The following is an 18,757-nucleotide window of genomic DNA, read 5'->3' as shown; positions in this document are numbered from 1 at the left end:
CGCCCGGTGACGGCAAGGCTTGAGGGCGTCCCGCCAGCAAGCCGATGCCTGGACGTGGTTATTCGCCTTCGTCAAAGAAGTTATTGATCAGCTTTACCAGCGCGTCCATCGCTTCCTGTTCTTGCTCGCCTTCAGTCTTCAAGTGAATCTTGGTGCCCTTGCCGGCAGCCAGCATCATCATGGCCATGATGCTCTTGCCGTCGACCATGGATTCAGGAGTGCGCCCGGCCCGGATCTGGCAAGGGAACTGCCCGGCCACACCGACGAATTTGGCGGAAGCGCGAGCGTGCAGGCCCAGCTTGTTGATGATTTCAATTTCCAGAGCGGGCATCGAACAGGTGTTCCTTTCAGCTAAGGTCGCGGTGGCGAACCTGGACGTTCTTGAGGGTTTGTTGCAGCACCTGGCCCAGGCGTTCAGTCAGGTAGACAGAACGGTGATGGCCGCCGGTGCAGCCGATGGCGATGGTGACATAGGCACGATTACTCGCGGCAAAACGTGGTAACCATTTGAGCAGGTAGCTGGAAATGTCCTGGAACATCTCTTCGACATCCGGTTGCGCAGCCAGGTACTCGGCCACCGGCTGATCCAGCCCCGACTGATCACGCAGCTCCGGCTTCCAGTAAGGGTTGGGCAGGCAGCGAACATCGAACACCAGGTCGGCATCGACCGGCATGCCTCGTTTAAAGCCAAACGACTCGACGAGAAATGCCGTGCCAGGCTCTGGTTGATTCAGCAGGCGTAGTTTGATGGCGTCGCGCAGCTGATACAAGTTCAGGCCGGTGGTGTTGATCTTGAGATCGGCGAGGTCGATGATCGGCCCCAGCAGCGTGGTCTCGTCCTCAATGGCCTCGGCCAGCGAGCGGTGAGGGCTGCTCAGAGGGTGACGTCGACGGGTTTCAGAGAAGCGCTTGAGCAGCGTCTCTTCGTCGGCATCCAGGTACAGCACGTCGCAATGGATGTGCTTGGCCCGCACTTCTTCGAGCAATTCAGGAAATCGCGAGAGGTGGCTGGGGAGATTACGTGCATCAATTGAAACGGCAACCAGCGGCTGCGCCAACTCAGTGTGAATCAGCGCACGCTCGGCCAGCTCCGGCAGCAGGCCGGCGGGCAGGTTGTCGATGCAATAGAAGCCATTGTCTTCAAGGACATTGAGTGCGGTGCTTTTACCCGAGCCGGAACGGCCGCTGACGATGATCAAACGCATGATTACTGCCTGTTTTGTTCATCCAGGACAACCTGATAGAGCGCCGCGTTGCTGCTGGCACTGCGCAGTTTGTCGCGTACTTCCTTGCGGTCGAGCATGCTGGCGATCTGCCGGAGCAGTTCCAGGTGTGCATCGGTAGCAGCTTGCGGGACCAACAGAACGAACAGCAGGTCAACCGGGGCGCCGTCGATGGCATCAAAATCGATTTTTTCTTGCAGATGTAAAAGTGCACTTACGGGAGAAGTACAGCCTTCAAGGCGGCAGTGAGGAATGGCGATGCCGTTACCAAAACCGGTCGAACCCAGCTTTTCACGGTCAATCAGGGCCTTGAACACAACTTGCTCATCCAGCTCAGGCACTTCACGGCTGATCAGGTTGGCGATGTGTTCGAGGGCTTTCTTCTTGCTGCCGCCCGGCGCGTTCACGAGTGAACGGCCGGGGGTCAGGATGGTTTCAAGTTGGATCATGGGGGAGAGTTAACGACCTGTACCTTGCATCAGGTGCAGATACTTTTCCTTATGCTTTATGAGTTGGCGGTCCAGCTTGTCGTAGAGCGAGTCAATCGCTGCGTACATGTCTTCATGCTCCGCATTGGCGACGAGCTTCGCATTAGGTACGTGCAGGGTGGCCTCGATTTTTTGCTTGAGCTTGTCGACCTCCATGATGACCTGCACGTTGGTGATCTTGTCAAAATGCCCCGCAAGCTTGTTCAGCTTGCTCTCGGTGTACTCACGCAGGGGCTTGGTAACTTCCAGTTGGTGTCCACTGATGTTGACTTGCATACAGCTTCTCCTTCGTTGCCAGTGCATAAAGCGGCAGGCAAAACGCCTGCCACTGGAACGCTATGGCCCGCCCGTCACATCAAACGCTTACGCTCGCTGGAAGGCGCGATCCCGAGGGACTCGCGGTACTTGGCGACGGTTCGACGGGCGACCTGAATGCCTTGTGCCTCCAGTAAACCAGCGATCTTGCTGTCACTCAACGGCTTTTTCTGATTTTCCGCAGCAACCAGTTTTTTGATGATCGCGCGGATCGCCGTGGACGAGCATTCGCCGCCTTCAGAGGTGCTGACATGGCTGGAGAAAAAGTATTTCAACTCATAAATACCCCGTGGGGTATGCATGAACTTCTGCGTGGTCACCCGAGAGATCGTTGATTCGTGCATGCCCACCGCCTCGGCGATGTCATGCAGCACCAACGGTTTCATTGCCTCGTCGCCATATTCCAGGAAGCCGCGCTGGTGCTCGACGATCTGGGTGGCCACTTTCATCAGGGTTTCATTGCGGCTTTGCAGGCTCTTGATGAACCAGCGCGCTTCCTGCAACTGGTTGCGCATGAAGGTGTTATCGGCACTGGTGTCGGCGCGGCGCACAAAGCCTGCGTATTGCGGGTTGACGCGCAAACGTGGCACCGATTCCTGGTTAAGCTCCACCAGCCAGCGCTCGTTGTCCTTGCGCACGATCACGTCGGGAACGACGTATTCGGCTTCGCTGGACTCGATTTGCGAGCCGGGGCGCGGATTGAGGCTCTGTACCAGCTCGATGACTTGGCGCAGGTCGTCTTCCTTGAGCTTCATGCGGCGCATCAGTTGGCTGTAGTCGCGGCTGCCCAGCAGGTCGATGTAATCGGTGACCAGGCGCTGGGCCTCGGCGAGCCAAAGCGTCTTGGCGGGCAGTTGACGCAATTGCAGCAACAGGCACTCGCTGAGGGTGCGAGCGCCGATGCCGGCGGGCTCAAACTGCTGGATGCGGTGAAGGACGGCTTCGATTTCGTCCAGCTCGATGTCCAGCTCCGGGTCGAAAGCCTCGAGGATTTCATCAAGGGTTTCGTCCAGGTAGCCCTGGTTATTGATGCAGTCGATCAGAGTGACAGCGATCAGGCGATCGGTGTCGGACATCGGCGCGAGGTTAAGTTGCCACAACAAATGGCTTTGCAGGCTTTCGCCAGCGGACGTGCGGGTGGTGAAATCCCATTCGTCATCGTCATTGCTGGGCAGGCTGCTGGCGCTGGTCTGGTAAACGTCTTCCCACGCGGTATCCACGGGAAGGTCGTTGGGGATGCGTTCGTTCCATTCGCCTTCCTCAAGGTTATCCACCGTTGGGGCGGTTTCCTGGTAGGAGGGTTCCTGCACGTCGGAGTTGGGTTTTTGCTCGATGTTGTCGGCCAGCGGGTCTGCATTATCGAAGTCGTCGCCTTCTTCCTGGCGTTCGAGCATCGGATTGGACTCCAGGGCCTCCTGGATTTCCTGTTGCAGGTCCAGGGTCGACAATTGGAGCAGGCGGATGGCCTGTTGCAGCTGAGGTGTCATCGTCAGCTGCTGGCCCATTCTCAGGACTAGCGATGGTTTCATGGCAGGGGCTTAACACCTTATTCGCCGGCGCAATGCGCCATCCACGACAGGGCGCGTGAGCGCCAAACATAAGCAAATTATATGCCTGATGTCGGGGGCTTTGCCTAGAGCGCGGTAACAATAAAAAAAAGAGGTTTTTATTGACTCCCGCGCGCCTTGGCGAACAGCCGTGACACCACGGTGCTTACAGGCGGAACTCGTGGCCCAGATACACTTCCTTGACCAGTTCGTTAGCCAGGATTGTGGCCGAATCGCCCTCGGCGATCAGCTGGCCATCGTTGACGATATAAGCCGTCTCACAGATATCGAGGGTTTCACGGACGTTGTGGTCAGTGATCAACACGCCGATGCCCTTGGCTTTGAGGTGGTGGATGATCTGTTTGATGTCGCCGACCGAGATCGGGTCAACGCCGGCAAACGGTTCGTCCAGCAGGATGAACTTCGGTGCGGTTGCCAGTGCACGTGCGATTTCCACGCGACGGCGCTCACCACCGGACAGGCTCATGCCGAGGTTGTCGCGAATGTGGTTGATGTGGAATTCCTGAAGCAGGCTTTCCAGCTCCTTGCGGCGGCCGTCACGGTCGAGTTCCTTGCGAGTCTCGAGGATCGCCATGATGTTGTCCGACACCGACAGTTTGCGAAAGATCGACGCTTCCTGTGGGAGATAGCCGATACCTGCGCGTGCGCGGCCGTGCATCGGCTGGTGGCTCACGTCGAGGTCGTCGATCAATACACGGCCCTGATCCGCCTGGACCAGACCGACGATCATATAGAAGCATGTGGTTTTGCCGGCACCGTTAGGGCCGAGCAGGCCGACGATCTGGCCGCTGTCGATCGACAGGCTGACGTCGCGCACGACCTGACGGCTTTTGTAAGCCTTGGCCAGATGCTGGGCTTTGAGGGTTGCCATTAGTTCGCCTTCTTCGCAGCGGGTTTAGGCGCAGGCTGAGCGGCAGCGTCTTTCTGCTTGGGCTGGATAACCATGTCGATACGCGGCTTCGGCGTGCCGATCTTCGCGCCGGTGGCGCGACCCGCCTGAGCGATCTGCTTCACGGTGTCATAGGTGATTTTCTCACCGTCCGTGGTGTTGCCATCGCTGCTCACAACCCTGGCCTGATCGATCAGGATGATACGGTTTTGCTGGGCGTGATACTGGATGGTCTTGCCGTAGCCCTTCATCGGAGCAGGGTCTGCAGCAGCCTGCTTCTGTTCGAAATAGGCCAGGTTACCCACCGAAGTCACCACGTCGATGTCACCCGCAGGCGTACGCGTGAGCGTCACCGTGTTGCCGGTAATTTTCATCGAACCTTGGGTGATAATCACGGCACCGGTATAGGTTGCAACGCCTTGCTTGTCATCCAGCTGCGCATCGTCAGCCTGAATGTGGATCGGTTGCTGGCTATCGTTCGGCAGAGCCCAGGCGCTCACGCTTCCCAGTGCTGCGCCCAGACCGAGCAAAATAGGGAGGGTTTTAACGAGCCTCATACTGTCCTCTTACGTTCGATAGCAGGTGTATCCTGCTTTCTTTCAAATACGCTTTCATTCCCTTGCCAGTCGATACACCGCCAGCGCCGTCGATTCTAACGTCTTGCTCGGTCTGCGCATATTGCTGTTGTGGGAAAACGGTCATGCGACTGCTGGTAATAATAGTGTCGCGGTTCTTATCGTCAGTACGTGCAACACGTACCGAGTCGATCAGTTCTACCTGAGTGCCGTCCGGGTTGACCTCGCCATGCTTGCTGGTGACATGCCAGGGGAACTCAGTGCCGCGGTACAGGTTCATGTCCGGGTTGGTCAGCAACGTGACTTCGGACGACTTCAAGTGCTCGACTTTGTCCGAGTTCATCTCGTACTGAAGCTTGCCATCCGGCAGGAACTGCACGCTGTAGGCATTGATGGCGTAATAGTCGATAGCACCTTCGTCAACCTGCGCGCCAGATCTGTCGAGAAAGCGTTCGGGGCTGATATTCCAGTAGCCTACCGCCAGAAACAGTGCGGCGATGACCCCGAACAGCAGGAAATTGCGAATCTTTTTGCTCAGCATAAAACGCTCTATAAGTAGGCGGCGTGTGCCGCTTCAAGGCTGCCCTGGGCACGCAGGATCAATTCGCAGAACTCGCGGGCGGCACCTTCGCCGCCACGGGCTGTGGTGATGCCATGGGCGTGCTCGCGAACAAAAGTCGCCGCATTGGCGACGGCCATACCCAGGCCTACGCGGCGGATAACCGGGAGGTCAGGCAGGTCATCGCCCAAATAGGCGACCTGCTCATAGCTTAGGTTGAGTTGGCCAAGAAGCTCGTCCAGAACCACCAGTTTATCCTCACGGCCCTGATACAGGTGAGGAATACCCAGGTTTTGTGCACGGCGTTCCACAACCGGTGTTTTTCGACCGCTGATAATCGCAGTTTGCACGCCCGCGGCCATCAACATTTTGATGCCTTGGCCATCGAGGGTGTTGAACGTCTTGAATTCACTGCCATCTTCGAGGAAGTACAGGCGGCCGTCGGTCAGCACACCATCGACGTCGAAAATTGCCAGTTTGATGTTTTTACCGCGTTGCAGCAGGTCGCTGGTCATTTACATCACTCCCGCACGCAGCAAGTCGTGCATGTTCAGTGCGCCAACCGGGTGATCGTCGCCGTCGACAACTACCAGCGCAAGAATCTTGTGGTCTTCCATGATCTTCAACGCTTCGGCCGCGAGCATTTCCGGGCGTGCGGTCTTGCCGTGAGGGGTCATGACTTCATCGATCGTAGCCGTTTGAATGTCGAGATTGCGGTCCAGCGTGCGGCGCAGGTCACCGTCAGTGAAAACGCCGGCCAGACGCCCGTCGGACTCCAGAATGACAGTCATGCCCAGGCGCTTGAGGGTCATTTCCATCAGCGCGTCCTTTAATAGGGTGCCGCGCTGGACGTGGGGCAGTTCATCCCCCGAATGCATGACGTTTTCCACTTTCAGCAGCAGGCGACGGCCGAGAGCGCCGCCTGGATGCGAAAACGCAAAATCTTCAGCTGTAAAACCGCGAGCTTCCAAGAGCGCCACGGCCAAGGCATCGCCCATGACCAGTGCGGCGGTGGTCGAGGAAGTCGGCGCCAGGTTCAGCGGGCAGGCTTCGTGGGCTACGTGAACATTCAAGTTCACTTCCGCGGCCTTGGCCAGCGTCGAATCCGGGTTGCCGGTAATGCTGACCATCTTGATGCCCAGGCGCTTGATCAGCGGCAGCAGGGTCACGATTTCGTTGGTGGTGCCGGAGTTCGACAAGGCCAGGATGATGTCATCCTTGGTGATCATGCCCATGTCGCCGTGGCTGGCTTCGGCCGGGTGTACGAAAAAAGCCGTGGTTCCGGTGCTGGCCAGCGTGGCGGCAATCTTGTTGCCAACGTGGCCTGACTTGCCCATGCCAACCACGACAACGCGGCCTTTGCTGGCCAGAATCATCTCGCAGGCACGTACGAAATCCGCGTCGATATGGGCCAGCAAGCCCTCTACGGCTTCTAGCTCGAGGCGGATGGTGCGTTGTGCGGATTGAATAAGGTCGCTGGATTGGCTCATGTCTGAAATCGTATAGCCTGACGAAAAGTCGGCGATTATAGCGGTAATGATCAATTCCCTCACGCAAGTTCGTCAGGGTTTATTCTGCTAGTGCACGAGAATCATGCCCAGCAAGGTTTTTTGCCTGTCCCGAATCTGAACGAGCGCTGTTCCGGCCTTGGGGGCTCTGTACCACCAGTGATATAGTTCGCCGCCAGTTCGGTCCGCCCAACCCATGTGACTAATGAATGCGCACCTGTTGCAAACTATTGCGCACCCATTGCAAACGAATGTCGCAAACATGGTGTCTGAGTGAAAGGCTGCATCCCAAGGAGATTAGATGAGTGCCGATAACGCCTACGCGGTCGAGCTGAAGGGGCTTACCTTCAAGCGCGGGACGCGCAGCATCTTCAATAACATCGATATTCGCATTCCCCGCGGTAAAGTCACGGGCATCATGGGGCCTTCCGGTTGCGGCAAGACCACCCTGTTGCGCCTGATGGGCATGCAATTGCGCCCTAGTGCCGGCGAAGTGTGGGTCAACGGCCAGAACCTGCCGAAACTGTCGCGCAGCGATCTGTTCGATGCCCGCAAGCATATGGGCGTGCTGTTCCAGAGCGGTGCCTTGTTCACCGACCTCGATGTTTTCGAAAACGTGGCGTTTCCGCTGCGGGTGCATACCCAGCTGTCCGATGAAATGATTCGTGACATCGTGTTGCTGAAACTGCAGGCCGTGGGCCTTCGCGGTGCCATCGACCTGATGCCTGACGAATTGTCCGGCGGCATGAAGCGCCGTGTCGCGTTGGCGCGTGCCATTGCTCTCGATCCGCAGATCCTCATGTATGACGAGCCCTTCGTCGGTCAGGACCCCATTGCCATGGGTGTGCTGGTGCGGCTGATCCGCCTGCTCAACGATGCGCTCGGCATCACCAGTATCGTGGTGTCCCACGACCTGGCTGAAACCGCGAGCATCGCCGACTACCTCTATGTGGTAGGCGATGGCCAGGTGCTGGGGCAGGGCACGCCTGAAGAGCTGATGAACGCTGACAACCCGCGCATTCGCCAATTCATGACCGGCGATCCCGATGGTCCGGTGCCTTTTCATTTTCCGGCAGCGGACTACCGCTCAGATCTTCTGGGGAAGCGCTGATGCGCAAGACATCTCTCATCGAAAAGGTTCGCCTTTTCGGTCGCTCGGGCATCGACATGGTCGAAGTGCTTGGGCGTTCGACGATTTTCCTGTTTCACGCATTGCTCGGTCGCGGCGGCATCGGTGGCGGCTTTGGCCTGCTGCTAAAGCAACTGCACTCAGTAGGCGTGATGTCCCTGGTCATCATCGTGGTTTCCGGGATTTTCATCGGCATGGTGCTGGCGTTGCAGGGGTTCAATATCCTCTCCAGCTACGGCTCGGAGCAGGCAGTGGGGCAGATGGTCGCCCTGACGCTGTTGCGTGAGCTGGGCCCGGTGGTCACCGCCTTGCTGTTTGCCGGGCGCGCAGGTTCTGCGCTGACTGCCGAGATCGGCAACATGAAGTCCACCGAGCAGTTGTCCAGCCTGGAAATGATCGGCGTGGACCCACTCAAGTACATTGTTGCCCCGCGCCTGTGGGCCGGCTTCATTTCCCTGCCACTGCTGGCGATGATTTTCAGCGTGGTGGGCATCTGGGGCGGTTCGTGGGTGGCGGTTGACTGGTTGGGCGTCTATGACGGCTCGTACTGGGGCAACATGCAAAACAGCGTGACCTTCAGCGGCGACGTGCTCAATGGCATCATCAAAAGCATCGTTTTCGCCTTTGTAGTGACGTGGATCGCCGTATTCCAAGGCTATGACTGTGAGCCCACTTCAGAAGGGATCAGTCGCGCCACCACCAAGACCGTTGTGTACGCCTCGCTGGCGGTACTGGGCCTTGACTTCATTTTGACCGCCTTGATGTTTGGAGATTTCTGATGCAAAACCGCACTGTGGAAATCGGTGTCGGCCTTTTCTTGCTGGCTGGCATCCTGGCTTTACTGTTGCTGGCCCTGCGAGTCAGTGGCCTTTCGGCCAGCCCGACCGCCGATACTTATAAACTTTACGCTTACTTCGACAATATCGCCGGTTTGACTGTCAGAGCTAAAGTGACCATGGCCGGTGTAACCATCGGCAAGGTCACGGCAATCGATCTGGATCGCGACAGCTTCACCGGGCGAGTGACCATGCAGGTAGACAAGAAGGTAGATAATCTGCCGACTGACTCCACTGCATCTATTCTCACTGCGGGTCTGCTGGGCGAGAAGTACATCGGCGTCAGCGTGGGCGGGGAAACAGCCCTGCTCAAGGATGGTTCGACAATCCACGACACACAGTCGTCGCTGGTGCTTGAAGACTTGATCGGTAAATTCCTGCTCAATACGGTCAATAAAGACGCCAAATGAGGAATCTGTTCATGATCTCTACCTTGCGACGTGGCCTGCTGGTGCTGCTTGCAGCGCTGCCCCTGATGGCCAACGCGGCGGGTTCTGCGCACGATCTGGTGCAGGACACGACCAACAAAATGTTGGCTGACCTGACCGCCAACAAAGAGCAGTACAAGCAAGACCCAAGCAAGTTCTACGATGCGCTCAACACCATTGTTGGGCCAGTGGTTGATGCCGAAGGCATTTCCCGCAGCATCATGACGGTCAAGTATTCGCGCAAGGCAACGCCTGCGCAGATGCAGACCTTCCAGGAAAACTTCAAAAAGGGCCTGTTCCAGTTCTACGGTAATGCCCTGCTGGAATACAACAACCAGGGGATTACCGTTGCTCCGGCCGGGGATGAGTCAGGTGATCGCACCAGCGTCAACATGACCGTCAAGGGCACCAACGGCGCCGTCTACCCTGTGCAGTACACGCTGGAGAAGGTCAAAGGCGAGTGGAAGCTGCGCAACGTGATCATTAACGGCATCAACATTGGCAAGCTGTTCCGCGATCAGTTCGCTGACGCCATGCAGCGCAATGGCAACGACCTGGACAAAACCATCAATGGTTGGGCCGGTGAAGTCGCCAAGGCCAAGGAAGAAACCGACAAACAAGCTGCCGGGAAGCCTGCGCAATGACCGAGTCGGCTGTTCGGCTTGGTGACGCCGGCGAATTATTCCTGAGCGGCGTGCTTGATTACCGCTCCGGGCCTGACCTGCGCAAGCAGGGCCAGGCGCTGATCAACAGCAGCAACGCGCCTGCGCTGGTGCTGGATTGCTCGGCAGTGACCAAGTCCAGCAGCGTCGGTTTGTCATTGTTGCTGTGCTTCATGCGGGATGCCGAGGCGGTCAAAAAACCGGTCAGCATCCGTGCGTTGCCTGAGGATATGCGCGAAATTGCCGAGGTTTCCGGTCTGACCGAGCTTCTGGCGCATCCTTAATAGCCAATATCAAGGAAGCCCCCCGTCAGAGTCCTGCTATGCGGGGTTCGCAGGCGCGGGGCTTTTTTGTATGATGTGCGACCCGTGCGCACTGGGCGCCGATAGAGGTTGAGCATGCAGGCCCTAGAAGTTAAAAGCTTCCTTGAAGGAAAGCTGCCCGAAACGAACGTAGAAGTTGAAGGCGAAGGCTGCAATTTCCAGCTGAACGTGATTAGCGATGAACTGGCGGCACTGAGCCCGGTCAAGCGTCAACAGCAGATCTATGCCCATTTAAACCCGTGGATCACCGATGGCAGCATCCACGCGGTCACTATGAAATTTTTCAGCCGCGCGGCCTGGGCCGAGCGCACCTGAGCCCCCAAGGCGTCGAGATTCTTATGGATAAATTGATTATTACCGGCGGTGCCCGCCTTGATGGCGAGATCCGCATTTCCGGTGCGAAAAACTCCGCCTTGCCGATTCTGGCAGCGACCCTGCTGTGCGATGGCCCGGTAACTGTGGCTAACCTGCCGCACTTGCACGACATCACCACCATGATCGAACTGTTCGGTCGCATGGGCATTGAGCCTGTGATCGACGAAAAACTGTCCGTCGAAATCGACCCGCGCACCATCAAGACCCTGATCGCTCCGTACGAGCTGGTGAAAACCATGCGCGCGTCGATCCTGGTGCTGGGCCCGATGGTTGCCCGTTTCGGTGAGGCCGAAGTGGCACTGCCTGGCGGTTGCGCCATTGGCTCGCGTCCGGTCGACCTGCACATCCGTGGCCTTGAAGCCATGGGCGCAACCATCGACGTCGAAGGCGGCTACATCAAGGCCAAGGCGCCGGAAGGCGGCCTGCGTGGTGCCAACTTCTTCTTTGATACCGTCAGCGTGACCGGTACCGAGAACATCATGATGGCCGCAGCCCTGGCCAACGGCCGCAGCGTCCTGCAAAACGCCGCGCGCGAGCCGGAAGTCGTCGACCTGGCCAACTTCCTGATCGCCATGGGTGCCAACATCACCGGTGCCGGCACTGACACCATCACCATCGACGGTGTTAAGCGTCTGCACTCGGCCACTTACAAAGTGATGCCGGACCGTATCGAGACCGGCACCTACCTGGTGGCGGCTGCCGTCACGGGTGGCCGCGTCAAGGTCAAGGACACCGATCCGACCATCCTTGAAGCCGTCCTGGAAAAACTCAAGGAAGCCGGTGCTGAAATCACCACCGGTGCCGACTGGATCGAGCTGAACATGCACGGCAAGCGGCCTAAAGCCGTCAACGTGCGGACCGCTCCTTACCCGGCGTTCCCGACCGACATGCAAGCGCAGTTCATTTCCTTGAACGCGATTGCCGAAGGCACCGGTGCCGTGATCGAAACCATCTTCGAAAACCGCTTCATGCACGTGTATGAACTGCACCGCATGGGCGCCAAGATCCAGGTCGAAGGCAACACGGCCATCGTCACCGGTATCGATAAGCTCAAGGGCGCGCCAGTGATGGCCACCGACCTGCGTGCTTCGGCCAGCCTGGTCATCTCGGCGCTGTGCGCTGACGGCGACACTTTGATCGACCGCATCTACCACATAGACCGTGGTTACGAGTGCATCGAAGAAAAACTGCAGATGCTCGGCGCCAAGATCCGCCGCGTACCGGGCTAGGTCCAGTAGCTGTAAACACCGTCACTGTGGCGAGCGGGCTTGTCGAGTCGTCGCATCGCCCGCGTAGCGACCCCCAAAACGGGACGCTATGCAGTCCAGCGCTGGGCAAGCCCGCTCGCCACGGGATGGTGTTTTGCTGTTAACTGAGCGTGTCCCTGCTGAACTTGTTTCAAATCGAGGCTGTAATGGCCTCGATCTGTGTCTGGCGCCGTTTGCGACCGGACAGCAATAGCCTGATGAAGGACTGACGTTTCCCATGTTGACCATCGCACTGTCCAAGGGCCGCATCCTTGACGACACTTTGCCGCTTCTGGCTGAAGCGGGCATCGTGCCGACCGAGAATCCGGACAAGAGCCGCAAGCTGATCATCCCCACGACCCAGGACGACGTTCGCCTGCTGATCGTGCGTGCCACTGACGTGCCGACTTACGTTGAACATGGCGCGGCCGACCTCGGTGTCGCGGGTAAAGACGTGTTGATGGAATACGGCGGCCAGGGCCTGTACGAGCCGCTGGATCTGCGTATCGCCCTGTGCAAGCTGATGACCGCCGGCCGTGTCGGTGACGTCGAACCTAAAGGCCGCCTGCGCGTGGCGACCAAGTTCGTCAACGTCGCCAAGCGTTACTATGCCGAGCAAGGTCGCCAGGTCGACATCATCAAGCTTTACGGCTCGATGGAGCTGGCACCGCTGATCGGCCTGGCCGACAAGATCATCGACGTGGTCGACACCGGTAACACGCTGCGTGCCAACGGTCTTGAGCCTCAGGATTTTATTGCCGACATCAGCTCGCGACTGATCGTCAACAAAGCTTCGATGAAAATGCAACACGCCCGAATCCAGGCGTTGATCGACACCCTGCGCAAGGCAGTGGAGTCTCGACACCGCGGTTGACTCACCTGCGCGACCCTAGGTCGCGCCCGTCTATCCGCCTCATAGCCAGAATTCTCAGGTGCCCAAGCGGAAACGACTGCTAGTTTAGGGCGCCTGAGTTTTTGCCAATTCTATTGAGGCCCTCGCTATGACCACGTCCACTGCAATTGCCCGACTCAACGCTGCCGACCCGGATTTCGCCCATCATCTGGATCATCTGCTGAGCTGGGAAAGCGTGTCCGACGACTCGGTCAACCAGCGGGTGCTCGACATCATCAAGGCGGTGCGCGAGCGCGGTGATGCGGCGCTGGTGGACTTCACCCGCCAGTTCGACGGCCTCGACGTCGCGTCGATGTCCGATCTGATCCTGCCGCGCGAACGCCTTGAGCTGGCGCTGACGCGCATCACCGCGCCGCAGCGTGAAGCCCTGGAAGTCGCAGCGGCACGCGTACGCAGCTACCACGAAAAACAGAAACAGGATTCCTGGAGCTACACCGAGGCCGACGGCACTGTGCTGGGCCAGAAGGTCACGCCGCTGGACCGCGCTGGGTTGTACGTGCCAGGCGGTAAAGCCTCGTATCCGTCGTCGGTGTTGATGAACGCTATCCCGGCCAAAGTGGCGGGCGTGACCGAAGTGGTCATGGTCGTGCCGACGCCGCGCGGCGAAATCAACGAGCTGGTGTTGGCTGCCGCGTGCATCGCCGGGGTTGACCGCGTGTTCACCATCGGCGGCGCTCAAGCTGTCGCGGCGCTGGCCTATGGCACCGAAAGCGTGCCGAAGGTCGACAAAGTGGTCGGCCCAGGCAACATCTATGTCGCCACCGCCAAGCGGCACGTGTTCGGCCAGGTCGGTATCGACATGATTGCCGGCCCTTCGGAAATCCTGGTGGTGTGTGACGGCCAGACCGACCCGGACTGGATCGCCATGGACCTGTTCTCCCAGGCCGAGCATGACGAGGACGCCCAGGCGATTCTGGTCAGCCCCGATGCCGAGTTCCTCGACAAGGTCGCCGCCAGCATCGACAAGCTGCTGCCGACCATGGAACGCGCCGAGATCATCGAGAAGTCGATCAATGGCCGTGGCGCGCTGATCCTGGTACGCGACATGGCGCAGGCCATTGAGGTGGCCAACCGCATCGCGCCGGAGCACCTGGAGTTGTCCGTGGCCGACCCACAAGCCTGGCTGCCGTCGATTCGCCACGCTGGCGCGATCTTCATGGGCCGCCACACCAGTGAAGCCCTGGGCGACTACTGCGCCGGCCCGAACCACGTGCTGCCGACCTCCGGCACCGCGCGTTTCTCGTCGCCGCTCGGCGTGTATGACTTCCAGAAGCGCTCCTCGATCATCTTCTGCTCGCCACAAGGCGCTTCCGAGCTGGGCAAGACCGCCTCGGTACTGGCCCGCGGTGAATCGCTGAGCGCGCACGCTCGCAGCGCCGAATATCGCATCCTTGAAGACAAGAAGGGGAACTGAGACATGAGCAAATTCTGGAGCCCCTTCGTCAAGAACCTGGTGCCGTACGTGCCCGGCGAGCAACCCAAGCTGACCAAGCTGGTCAAGCTCAACACCAACGAGAACCCCTACGGCCCATCGCCCAAGGCGCTCGCCGCGATGCAGGCCGAGTTGAACGACAACTTGCGCCTGTACCCGGACCCCAACAGCGACCTGCTCAAGCAGGCGGTGGCCAGGTATTACGGAATCGACGCCGGCAAGGTCTTTCTCGGCAACGGTTCTGATGAAGTCCTGGCGCATATCTTCCACGGCCTGTTCCAGCACGATTTGCCGCTGCTGTTTCCGGACATCAGCTACAGCTTCTATCCGGTTTACTGCGGCCTGTATGGCATCAAGTCCGACCCGGTGCCGCTGGACGAGCAGTTCCAGATTTGTGTGGCCGACTACGCCAAGCCCAACGGCGGGATCATCTTCCCCAACCCGAACGCGCCTACCGGCTGCGTGCTGGCGCTGGACGCGGTGGAGCAAATCGTCAAGGCCAGCCCGGATTCGGTAGTGGTCGTCGATGAAGCCTATATCGACTTTGGCGGCGAAACCGCTATCAGCCTGGTGGACCGTTACCCGAACCTGCTGGTGACTCAGACCCTGTCCAAATCACGCTCACTGGCCGGTTTGCGTGTAGGCCTGGCCGTGGGCCACCCGGACCTGATCGAGGCGCTGGAGCGGGTCAAGAACAGCTTCAACTCCTACCCGCTGGATCGCCTGGCGATTGTCGGCGCGGCGGCGGCGTTCGACGACCGTGAATATTTCGAGAAAACCTGCAAGCAGGTGATCGACAGCCGCGACAAGGTGGTCGCGCAGTTGCAAGCCAAGGGCTTTGAAGTGTTGCCATCGGCGGCCAACTTCATCTTTGCTCGTCACCCACGGCACGACGCTGCCGGCCTGGCAGCCAAGTTGCGTGAGCAAGGGGTGATTGTGCGGCACTTCAAACAGGAGCGGATTGCCCAGTTCCTGCGGATCAGCATCGGTACGCCAGAGCAGAACCAGGCGCTGATTGATGGCCTCGGCGAGCTCTAAGCCACACTGAAGATAAAAAAATGTGGGAGCTGGCTTGCCTGCGATAGCGGTGTAGCAGTCGACATATCCGTCGTTTGATACACCGCCATCGTAGGCAAGCCCGCTCCCACACTGCTTTGCGTTGGGTCAGTTAGAGCAACGGCTCATCCGGCTTCTTGTTCTTCCAGCCATCATTGCCCGGCAGCAGCAGGTTCAAACCAATCGCTACCACCGCGCACAGGGCAATGCCCTTGAGGCCGAAATCATCCGGACCGGTGCCGGTGCCGACCAGCACACCGCCAATCCCGAACACCAGGGTCACCGACACAATCACCAGATTGCGCGCCTCGCCGAGGTCGATCTTGTGTCGGATCAGCGTGTTCATGCCCACCGCCGCAATCGAGCCGAACAGCAGGCACAGAATGCCGCCCATCACCGGCACCGGGATGCTCTGCAGCAGTGCGCCGAACTTACCGATAAACGCCAGGCTGATGGCAAATACCGCCGCCCAGGTCATGATTTTCGGGTTGTAGTTCTTGGTCAGCATCACCGCGCCGGTCACTTCGGCGTAGGTGGTGTTCGGCGGGCCGCCAAACAGGCCGGCGGCCGTGGTGGCAATGCCGTCACCCAACAGCGTGCGATGCAGGCCAGGTTTCTTCAGGTAGTCGCGACCGGTCACGCTGCCCACCGCAATCACACCGCCGATATGCTCGATCGCCGGGGCCAGGGCCACCGGGACGATGAACAGAATCGCCTGCCAGTTGAACTCCGGCGCGGTGAAGTGGGGCAGGGCGAACCAGGGTGCAGCGGCGATCTTCGCCGTGTCGACCACACCAAAGTAGAACGACATGGCAAAGCCCACCAGCACTCCGGAAATGATCGGCACCAGGCGGAATATGCCTTTGCCGAACACCGCCACGATCAACGTGGTCAGCAGCGCTGGCATCGAGATCAGCATCGCCGTCTGGTAATGGATCAGCTCGCTGCCATCCCCGGCTTTGCCCATCGCCATGTTGGCGGCAATCGGGGCCATGGCCAGGCCGATGGAAATGATCACCGGGCCGATGACCACGGGCGGCAGCAGCCGGTCGATAAAACCGGTGCCTTTGACCTTCACAGCCAGGCCGAGGAAGGTATAAACGAAACCGGCCGCCATCACCCCACCCATGGTCGCCGCGAGGCCGAACTGGCCCTTGGCGAGAATGATCGGGGTGATAAACGCAAAACTCGATGCCAGGAATACCGGCACCTGCCGCCCTGTCACCACCTGGAACAGCAACGTGCCCAGGCCAGCGGTAAACAGTGCGACGTTTGGATCAAGACCTGTGATCAGCGGCATCAACACCAACGCGCCAAATGCTACGAAGAGCATCTGTGCGCCAGACAGGATCTGGCGCCAAAGCGGGTCGTTGAAATCATCCTGCATGCTCACGCGTCCTTCTGCTTGGTGCCGAAGATCTTGTCACCGGCATCGCCCAGGCCTGGGATGATGTAGCCGTGTTCGTTCAGGCGCTCATCGATGGACGCGGTGTAGATCTGCACGTCCGGGTGGGCCTTCTCGACGGCGGCGATACCTTCGGGCGCAGCCACCAGCACCATGGCGCGGATGTCTTTGCAGCCGGCTTTTTTCAGCAGGTCGATGGTGGCGACCATGGAACTGCCGGTGGCGAGCATCGGGTCGATGATCATCGCCAAGCGCTCGTTGATTTCCGGAACGAGTTTTTCCAGGTAGGTGTGGGCCTGCAAGGTTTCCTCATTACGGGCCACGCCGACGGCGCTGACTTTGGCGCCCGGGATCAGGCTGAGGACGCCTTCGAGCATGCCGATACCGGCGCGCAGGATTGGCACCACGGTGATTTTCTTACCGGCGATTTTCTCGACCTGGACGGGGCCGGCCCAACCAGGAATCTCGTAGGTTTCCAGGGGCAAATCTTTGGTTGCTTCGTAAGTGAGCAGCGCTCCGACTTCCTGAGCAAGCTCACGGAAGTTCTTCGTGCTAATGTCGGCACGGCGCATAAGGCCGAGTTTGTGTCTGATCAGCGGGTGGCGGATCTCGCGAGTGGGCATGGGAAAAGCTCCGGCGGCGGGCAAAAAAACCGGCCTAGATTAATCTATCCGAGGGTGTTGTCCTATAGACATCTAGTACGTTAGTCCATTAAGGCTTGAACGTTGCGCCTCACATGCGTACCTTTGCCCGCTTTTCTTGCCACAGCACCCCCTTGGAGAGCGCCATGTCCGCTGATCTCGAGCATATCCGTCAAATCATGCGCGAGGCTGACTGCCTGTACACCGAAGCGCAAGTCGAAGAGGCGATCGCCAAGGTCGGCGCGCACATCACCCGCGAAATGGCTGACACCAACCCGGTGGTCTTCTGCGTGATGAACGGTGGCCTGATCTTCGCCGGCAAATTGCTGACTCACCTGCAATTCCCGCTGGAAGCCTCCTACCTGCACGCCACCCGTTATCGCAACGAAACCAGCGGCGGCGACCTGTTCTGGAAAGCCAAGCCGGAAGTCTCGTTCATCGACCGCGACGTGCTGATCATCGACGACATCCTTGATGAAGGGCATACCCTGGGCGCGATCATCGACTTCTGCAAACACGCCGGCGCGCGCAAAGTGCACACCGCCGTGCTGATCGACAAAGACCATGACCGCAAGGCACGCCCGGACCTGAAAGCCGATTACGTCGGTCTGCCATGCATCGACCGCTACATTTTCGGTTACGGCATGGATTACAAAGGCTACTGGCGTAATGCCAATGGGATCTTCGCCGTCAAAGGGATGTAAGCCATGGTCCGCTTTCTTGATCAAACACTGTTCACCGAACTGGCCGAGAAAGCGGCTGCCAGCCCCCGTGGCCGGCACCATCATAACTTTCATCAGATGGAAGAGCCTTGCCATCGCCTGGCCGTTGGCATGCAACCCGACACCTATGTGCCGCCGCATCGGCACCTGAGTGCGGACAAGGCAGAGACCCTGATGGTGCTCAAGGGCACCCTGGGCCTGCTGGTTTTCAGCGAAACCGGTGAGGTGATCGCCAAGCGCGTCCTGCAGGCGGGCGGCGAGTGTGCCGGTGTCGACCTGCCGCCCGGTGTATTTCACGGCTTGGTGGTGCTGGAGCCCGACAGCGTGTTGTTTGAATGCAAGGCCGGGCCGTATCGACCCGTAGGCGAGGGCGAGTTGGCTGACTGGGCGCCACACGAAGGCGATGCCGGCGTTGCCGAGTATCAACGCTGGATGCTCGCCCAGTTCGATTGAGCTACAGTGC

Annotated in this window: 24 protein-coding genes; 12 read left to right on the top strand and 12 right to left on the bottom strand. The window is 59.0% G+C overall.

Translation table 11 applies throughout. The features are described from left to right. Window positions 1-58 precede the first annotated feature (58 nt). The 10 genes from ACM530_RS05255 to ACM530_RS05210 all read right to left on the bottom strand — a co-directional run bounded on the left by ACM530_RS05255 (window position 59) and on the right by ACM530_RS05210 (window position 7,107). Window positions 59-331 (bottom strand): HPr family phosphocarrier protein, encoded by a 273-nt coding sequence (locus tag ACM530_RS05255; RefSeq protein ID WP_049709983.1) that lies wholly within the window; start codon window positions 329-331, stop codon window positions 59-61. A 16-nt stretch (window positions 332-347) separates the two neighbouring features. Further along, a complete protein-coding gene (rapZ, locus tag ACM530_RS05250; protein WP_145165179.1) occupies window positions 348-1,205 on the bottom strand; it encodes an RNase adapter RapZ in 858 nt (285 codons plus the stop codon). A 2-nt stretch (window positions 1,206-1,207) separates the two neighbouring features. After that, the gene (ptsN, locus tag ACM530_RS05245; RefSeq protein WP_416364385.1) at window positions 1,208-1,672 is read right to left on the bottom strand and encodes a PTS IIA-like nitrogen regulatory protein PtsN; all 465 of its coding nucleotides are present in this window, start codon (window positions 1,670-1,672) and stop codon (window positions 1,208-1,210) included. A 9-nt stretch (window positions 1,673-1,681) separates the two neighbouring features. Beyond that, the gene (gene hpf, locus ACM530_RS05240; RefSeq protein ID WP_106578678.1) at window positions 1,682-1,987 is read right to left on the bottom strand and encodes a ribosome hibernation-promoting factor, HPF/YfiA family; all 306 of its coding nucleotides are present in this window, start codon (window positions 1,985-1,987) and stop codon (window positions 1,682-1,684) included. A gap of 74 nt (window positions 1,988-2,061) precedes the next feature. Beyond that, window positions 2,062-3,555 (bottom strand): RNA polymerase factor sigma-54, encoded by a 1,494-nt coding sequence (locus ACM530_RS05235; RefSeq protein ID WP_145165177.1) that lies wholly within the window; start codon window positions 3,553-3,555, stop codon window positions 2,062-2,064. 184 nt (window positions 3,556-3,739) lie between these two features. Further along, window positions 3,740-4,465 (bottom strand): LPS export ABC transporter ATP-binding protein, encoded by a 726-nt coding sequence (gene lptB, locus ACM530_RS05230; RefSeq protein WP_016974288.1) that lies wholly within the window; start codon window positions 4,463-4,465, stop codon window positions 3,740-3,742. Next, window positions 4,465-5,040 (bottom strand): lipopolysaccharide transport periplasmic protein LptA, encoded by a 576-nt coding sequence (gene lptA, locus ACM530_RS05225; protein ID WP_145165175.1) that lies wholly within the window; start codon window positions 5,038-5,040, stop codon window positions 4,465-4,467. The genes lptB and lptA overlap by 1 nt, the downstream gene beginning before the upstream one ends. Beyond that, on the bottom strand, window positions 5,027-5,599 hold the full coding sequence (gene lptC / locus ACM530_RS05220; RefSeq protein ID WP_242194688.1) for an LPS export ABC transporter periplasmic protein LptC: 573 nt from the start codon (window positions 5,597-5,599) through the stop codon (window positions 5,027-5,029). The genes lptA and lptC overlap by 14 nt, the downstream gene beginning before the upstream one ends. Before the next feature lie 8 nt (window positions 5,600-5,607). Then, entirely contained in the window at window positions 5,608-6,132 is a 525-nt protein-coding gene (locus ACM530_RS05215; protein WP_145165171.1) for a KdsC family phosphatase, read from the bottom strand. Next, the gene (locus tag ACM530_RS05210; RefSeq protein WP_106578683.1) at window positions 6,133-7,107 is read right to left on the bottom strand and encodes a KpsF/GutQ family sugar-phosphate isomerase; all 975 of its coding nucleotides are present in this window, start codon (window positions 7,105-7,107) and stop codon (window positions 6,133-6,135) included. 319 nt (window positions 7,108-7,426) lie between these two features. On the opposite strand from ACM530_RS05210, the gene ACM530_RS05205 reads away from it, so the two are divergent. The 10 genes from ACM530_RS05205 (at window position 7,427) to hisC (ending at window position 15,508) form a co-directional block, all read left to right on the top strand. Then, window positions 7,427-8,236, top strand: coding sequence for an ATP-binding cassette domain-containing protein (locus ACM530_RS05205; RefSeq protein WP_416364384.1), 810 nt, complete (start codon window positions 7,427-7,429; stop codon window positions 8,234-8,236). Next, entirely contained in the window at window positions 8,236-9,033 is a 798-nt protein-coding gene (mlaE, locus tag ACM530_RS05200; protein WP_106578684.1) for a lipid asymmetry maintenance ABC transporter permease subunit MlaE, read from the top strand. Before ACM530_RS05205 ends, mlaE begins: the two co-directional genes overlap by 1 nt. Next, the gene (mlaD, locus tag ACM530_RS05195) at window positions 9,033-9,500 is read left to right on the top strand and encodes an outer membrane lipid asymmetry maintenance protein MlaD (protein ID WP_005784855.1); all 468 of its coding nucleotides are present in this window, start codon (window positions 9,033-9,035) and stop codon (window positions 9,498-9,500) included. Before mlaE ends, mlaD begins: the two co-directional genes overlap by 1 nt. Before the next feature lie 11 nt (window positions 9,501-9,511). After that, complete coding sequence (locus tag ACM530_RS05190) at window positions 9,512-10,162, top strand: MlaC/ttg2D family ABC transporter substrate-binding protein (protein ID WP_119736621.1); 651 nt, start codon at window positions 9,512-9,514, stop codon at window positions 10,160-10,162. Further along, window positions 10,159-10,464, top strand: a complete 306-nt coding sequence (locus tag ACM530_RS05185; protein ID WP_106578686.1) for an STAS domain-containing protein — start codon at window positions 10,159-10,161, stop codon at window positions 10,462-10,464. Before ACM530_RS05190 ends, ACM530_RS05185 begins: the two co-directional genes overlap by 4 nt. Before the next feature lie 114 nt (window positions 10,465-10,578). Then, window positions 10,579-10,818, top strand: coding sequence for a BolA family protein (locus ACM530_RS05180; RefSeq protein WP_008434291.1), 240 nt, complete (start codon window positions 10,579-10,581; stop codon window positions 10,816-10,818). Between the two features lie 23 nt (window positions 10,819-10,841). Continuing rightward, window positions 10,842-12,107 carry a UDP-N-acetylglucosamine 1-carboxyvinyltransferase gene (gene murA, locus ACM530_RS05175; RefSeq protein WP_106578687.1) on the top strand — a complete coding sequence of 422 codons (1,266 nt, stop codon included), beginning with the start codon at window positions 10,842-10,844 and terminating at the stop codon, window positions 12,105-12,107. A 256-nt stretch (window positions 12,108-12,363) separates the two neighbouring features. After that, window positions 12,364-12,999 (top strand): ATP phosphoribosyltransferase, encoded by a 636-nt coding sequence (gene hisG / locus ACM530_RS05170; protein ID WP_003188599.1) that lies wholly within the window; start codon window positions 12,364-12,366, stop codon window positions 12,997-12,999. Window positions 13,000-13,126: 127 nt separating this feature from the next. Beyond that, window positions 13,127-14,452 (top strand): histidinol dehydrogenase, encoded by a 1,326-nt coding sequence (gene hisD, locus ACM530_RS05165; RefSeq protein WP_145165169.1) that lies wholly within the window; start codon window positions 13,127-13,129, stop codon window positions 14,450-14,452. A 3-nt stretch (window positions 14,453-14,455) separates the two neighbouring features. After that, window positions 14,456-15,508, top strand: coding sequence for a histidinol-phosphate transaminase (gene hisC, locus ACM530_RS05160; RefSeq protein ID WP_145165167.1), 1,053 nt, complete (start codon window positions 14,456-14,458; stop codon window positions 15,506-15,508). A gap of 130 nt (window positions 15,509-15,638) precedes the next feature. On the opposite strand, the gene ACM530_RS05155 is transcribed toward hisC, so the two are convergent. Continuing rightward, window positions 15,639-16,913, bottom strand: coding sequence for a uracil-xanthine permease family protein (locus ACM530_RS05155; RefSeq protein ID WP_145165165.1), 1,275 nt, complete (start codon window positions 16,911-16,913; stop codon window positions 15,639-15,641). Window positions 16,914-16,915: 2 nt separating this feature from the next. Next, a complete protein-coding gene (gene upp / locus ACM530_RS05150; protein ID WP_017138223.1) occupies window positions 16,916-17,554 on the bottom strand; it encodes a uracil phosphoribosyltransferase in 639 nt (212 codons plus the stop codon). A gap of 164 nt (window positions 17,555-17,718) precedes the next feature. On the opposite strand from upp, the gene ACM530_RS05145 reads away from it, so the two are divergent. Both ACM530_RS05145 and ACM530_RS05140 read left to right on the top strand, forming a co-directional pair. Beyond that, on the top strand, window positions 17,719-18,276 hold the full coding sequence (locus tag ACM530_RS05145; protein ID WP_025856323.1) for a hypoxanthine-guanine phosphoribosyltransferase: 558 nt from the start codon (window positions 17,719-17,721) through the stop codon (window positions 18,274-18,276). A gap of 3 nt (window positions 18,277-18,279) precedes the next feature. Then, window positions 18,280-18,747: a WbuC family cupin fold metalloprotein gene (locus tag ACM530_RS05140; RefSeq protein WP_416364383.1), complete on the top strand. Its 468-nt coding sequence runs from the start codon at window positions 18,280-18,282 to the stop codon at window positions 18,745-18,747. The last annotated feature ends 10 nt before the right edge of the window (window positions 18,748-18,757 follow it).

This window comes from Pseudomonas sp. NFX183 (assembly GCF_047943075.1).
Classification (GTDB): domain Bacteria; phylum Pseudomonadota; class Gammaproteobacteria; order Pseudomonadales; family Pseudomonadaceae; genus Aquipseudomonas.
This window is presented reverse-complemented; position numbering and strand designations above follow the sequence as displayed.

Bases quoted from the DNA above. Each gene is read 5' to 3' on its own strand.
- ACM530_RS05190 (WP_119736621.1), top strand. From the start codon at position 9,512: ATGATCTCTACCTTGCGACGTGGCCTGCTGGTGCTGCTTGCAGCGCTG.
- ACM530_RS05145 (WP_025856323.1), top strand. From the start codon at position 17,719: ATGTCCGCTGATCTCGAGCATATCCGTCAAATCATGCGCGAGGCTGAC.
- ptsN (WP_416364385.1), bottom strand. From the start codon at position 1,672: ATGATCCAACTTGAAACCATCCTGACCCCCGGCCGTTCACTCGTGAAC.
- lptC (WP_242194688.1), bottom strand. From the start codon at position 5,599: ATGCTGAGCAAAAAGATTCGCAATTTCCTGCTGTTCGGGGTCATCGCC.
- rapZ (WP_145165179.1), bottom strand. From the start codon at position 1,205: ATGCGTTTGATCATCGTCAGCGGCCGTTCCGGCTCGGGTAAAAGCACC.
- ACM530_RS05205 (WP_416364384.1), top strand. From the start codon at position 7,427: ATGAGTGCCGATAACGCCTACGCGGTCGAGCTGAAGGGGCTTACCTTC.
- mlaD (WP_005784855.1), top strand. From the start codon at position 9,033: ATGCAAAACCGCACTGTGGAAATCGGTGTCGGCCTTTTCTTGCTGGCT.
- ACM530_RS05215 (WP_145165171.1), bottom strand. From the start codon at position 6,132: ATGACCAGCGACCTGCTGCAACGCGGTAAAAACATCAAACTGGCAATT.
- ACM530_RS05185 (WP_106578686.1), top strand. From the start codon at position 10,159: ATGACCGAGTCGGCTGTTCGGCTTGGTGACGCCGGCGAATTATTCCTG.
- ACM530_RS05255 (WP_049709983.1), bottom strand. From the start codon at position 331: ATGCCCGCTCTGGAAATTGAAATCATCAACAAGCTGGGCCTGCACGCT.
- ACM530_RS05140 (WP_416364383.1), top strand. From the start codon at position 18,280: ATGGTCCGCTTTCTTGATCAAACACTGTTCACCGAACTGGCCGAGAAA.
- ACM530_RS05235 (WP_145165177.1), bottom strand. From the start codon at position 3,555: ATGAAACCATCGCTAGTCCTGAGAATGGGCCAGCAGCTGACGATGACA.
- lptB (WP_016974288.1), bottom strand. From the start codon at position 4,465: ATGGCAACCCTCAAAGCCCAGCATCTGGCCAAGGCTTACAAAAGCCGT.
- hisD (WP_145165169.1), top strand. From the start codon at position 13,127: ATGACCACGTCCACTGCAATTGCCCGACTCAACGCTGCCGACCCGGAT.
- hisG (WP_003188599.1), top strand. From the start codon at position 12,364: ATGTTGACCATCGCACTGTCCAAGGGCCGCATCCTTGACGACACTTTG.
- hpf (WP_106578678.1), bottom strand. From the start codon at position 1,987: ATGCAAGTCAACATCAGTGGACACCAACTGGAAGTTACCAAGCCCCTG.
- upp (WP_017138223.1), bottom strand. From the start codon at position 17,554: ATGCCCACTCGCGAGATCCGCCACCCGCTGATCAGACACAAACTCGGC.
- ACM530_RS05180 (WP_008434291.1), top strand. From the start codon at position 10,579: ATGCAGGCCCTAGAAGTTAAAAGCTTCCTTGAAGGAAAGCTGCCCGAA.
- lptA (WP_145165175.1), bottom strand. From the start codon at position 5,040: ATGAGGCTCGTTAAAACCCTCCCTATTTTGCTCGGTCTGGGCGCAGCA.
- hisC (WP_145165167.1), top strand. From the start codon at position 14,456: ATGAGCAAATTCTGGAGCCCCTTCGTCAAGAACCTGGTGCCGTACGTG.
- murA (WP_106578687.1), top strand. From the start codon at position 10,842: ATGGATAAATTGATTATTACCGGCGGTGCCCGCCTTGATGGCGAGATC.
- mlaE (WP_106578684.1), top strand. From the start codon at position 8,236: ATGCGCAAGACATCTCTCATCGAAAAGGTTCGCCTTTTCGGTCGCTCG.
- ACM530_RS05155 (WP_145165165.1), bottom strand. From the start codon at position 16,913: ATGCAGGATGATTTCAACGACCCGCTTTGGCGCCAGATCCTGTCTGGC.
- ACM530_RS05210 (WP_106578683.1), bottom strand. From the start codon at position 7,107: ATGAGCCAATCCAGCGACCTTATTCAATCCGCACAACGCACCATCCGC.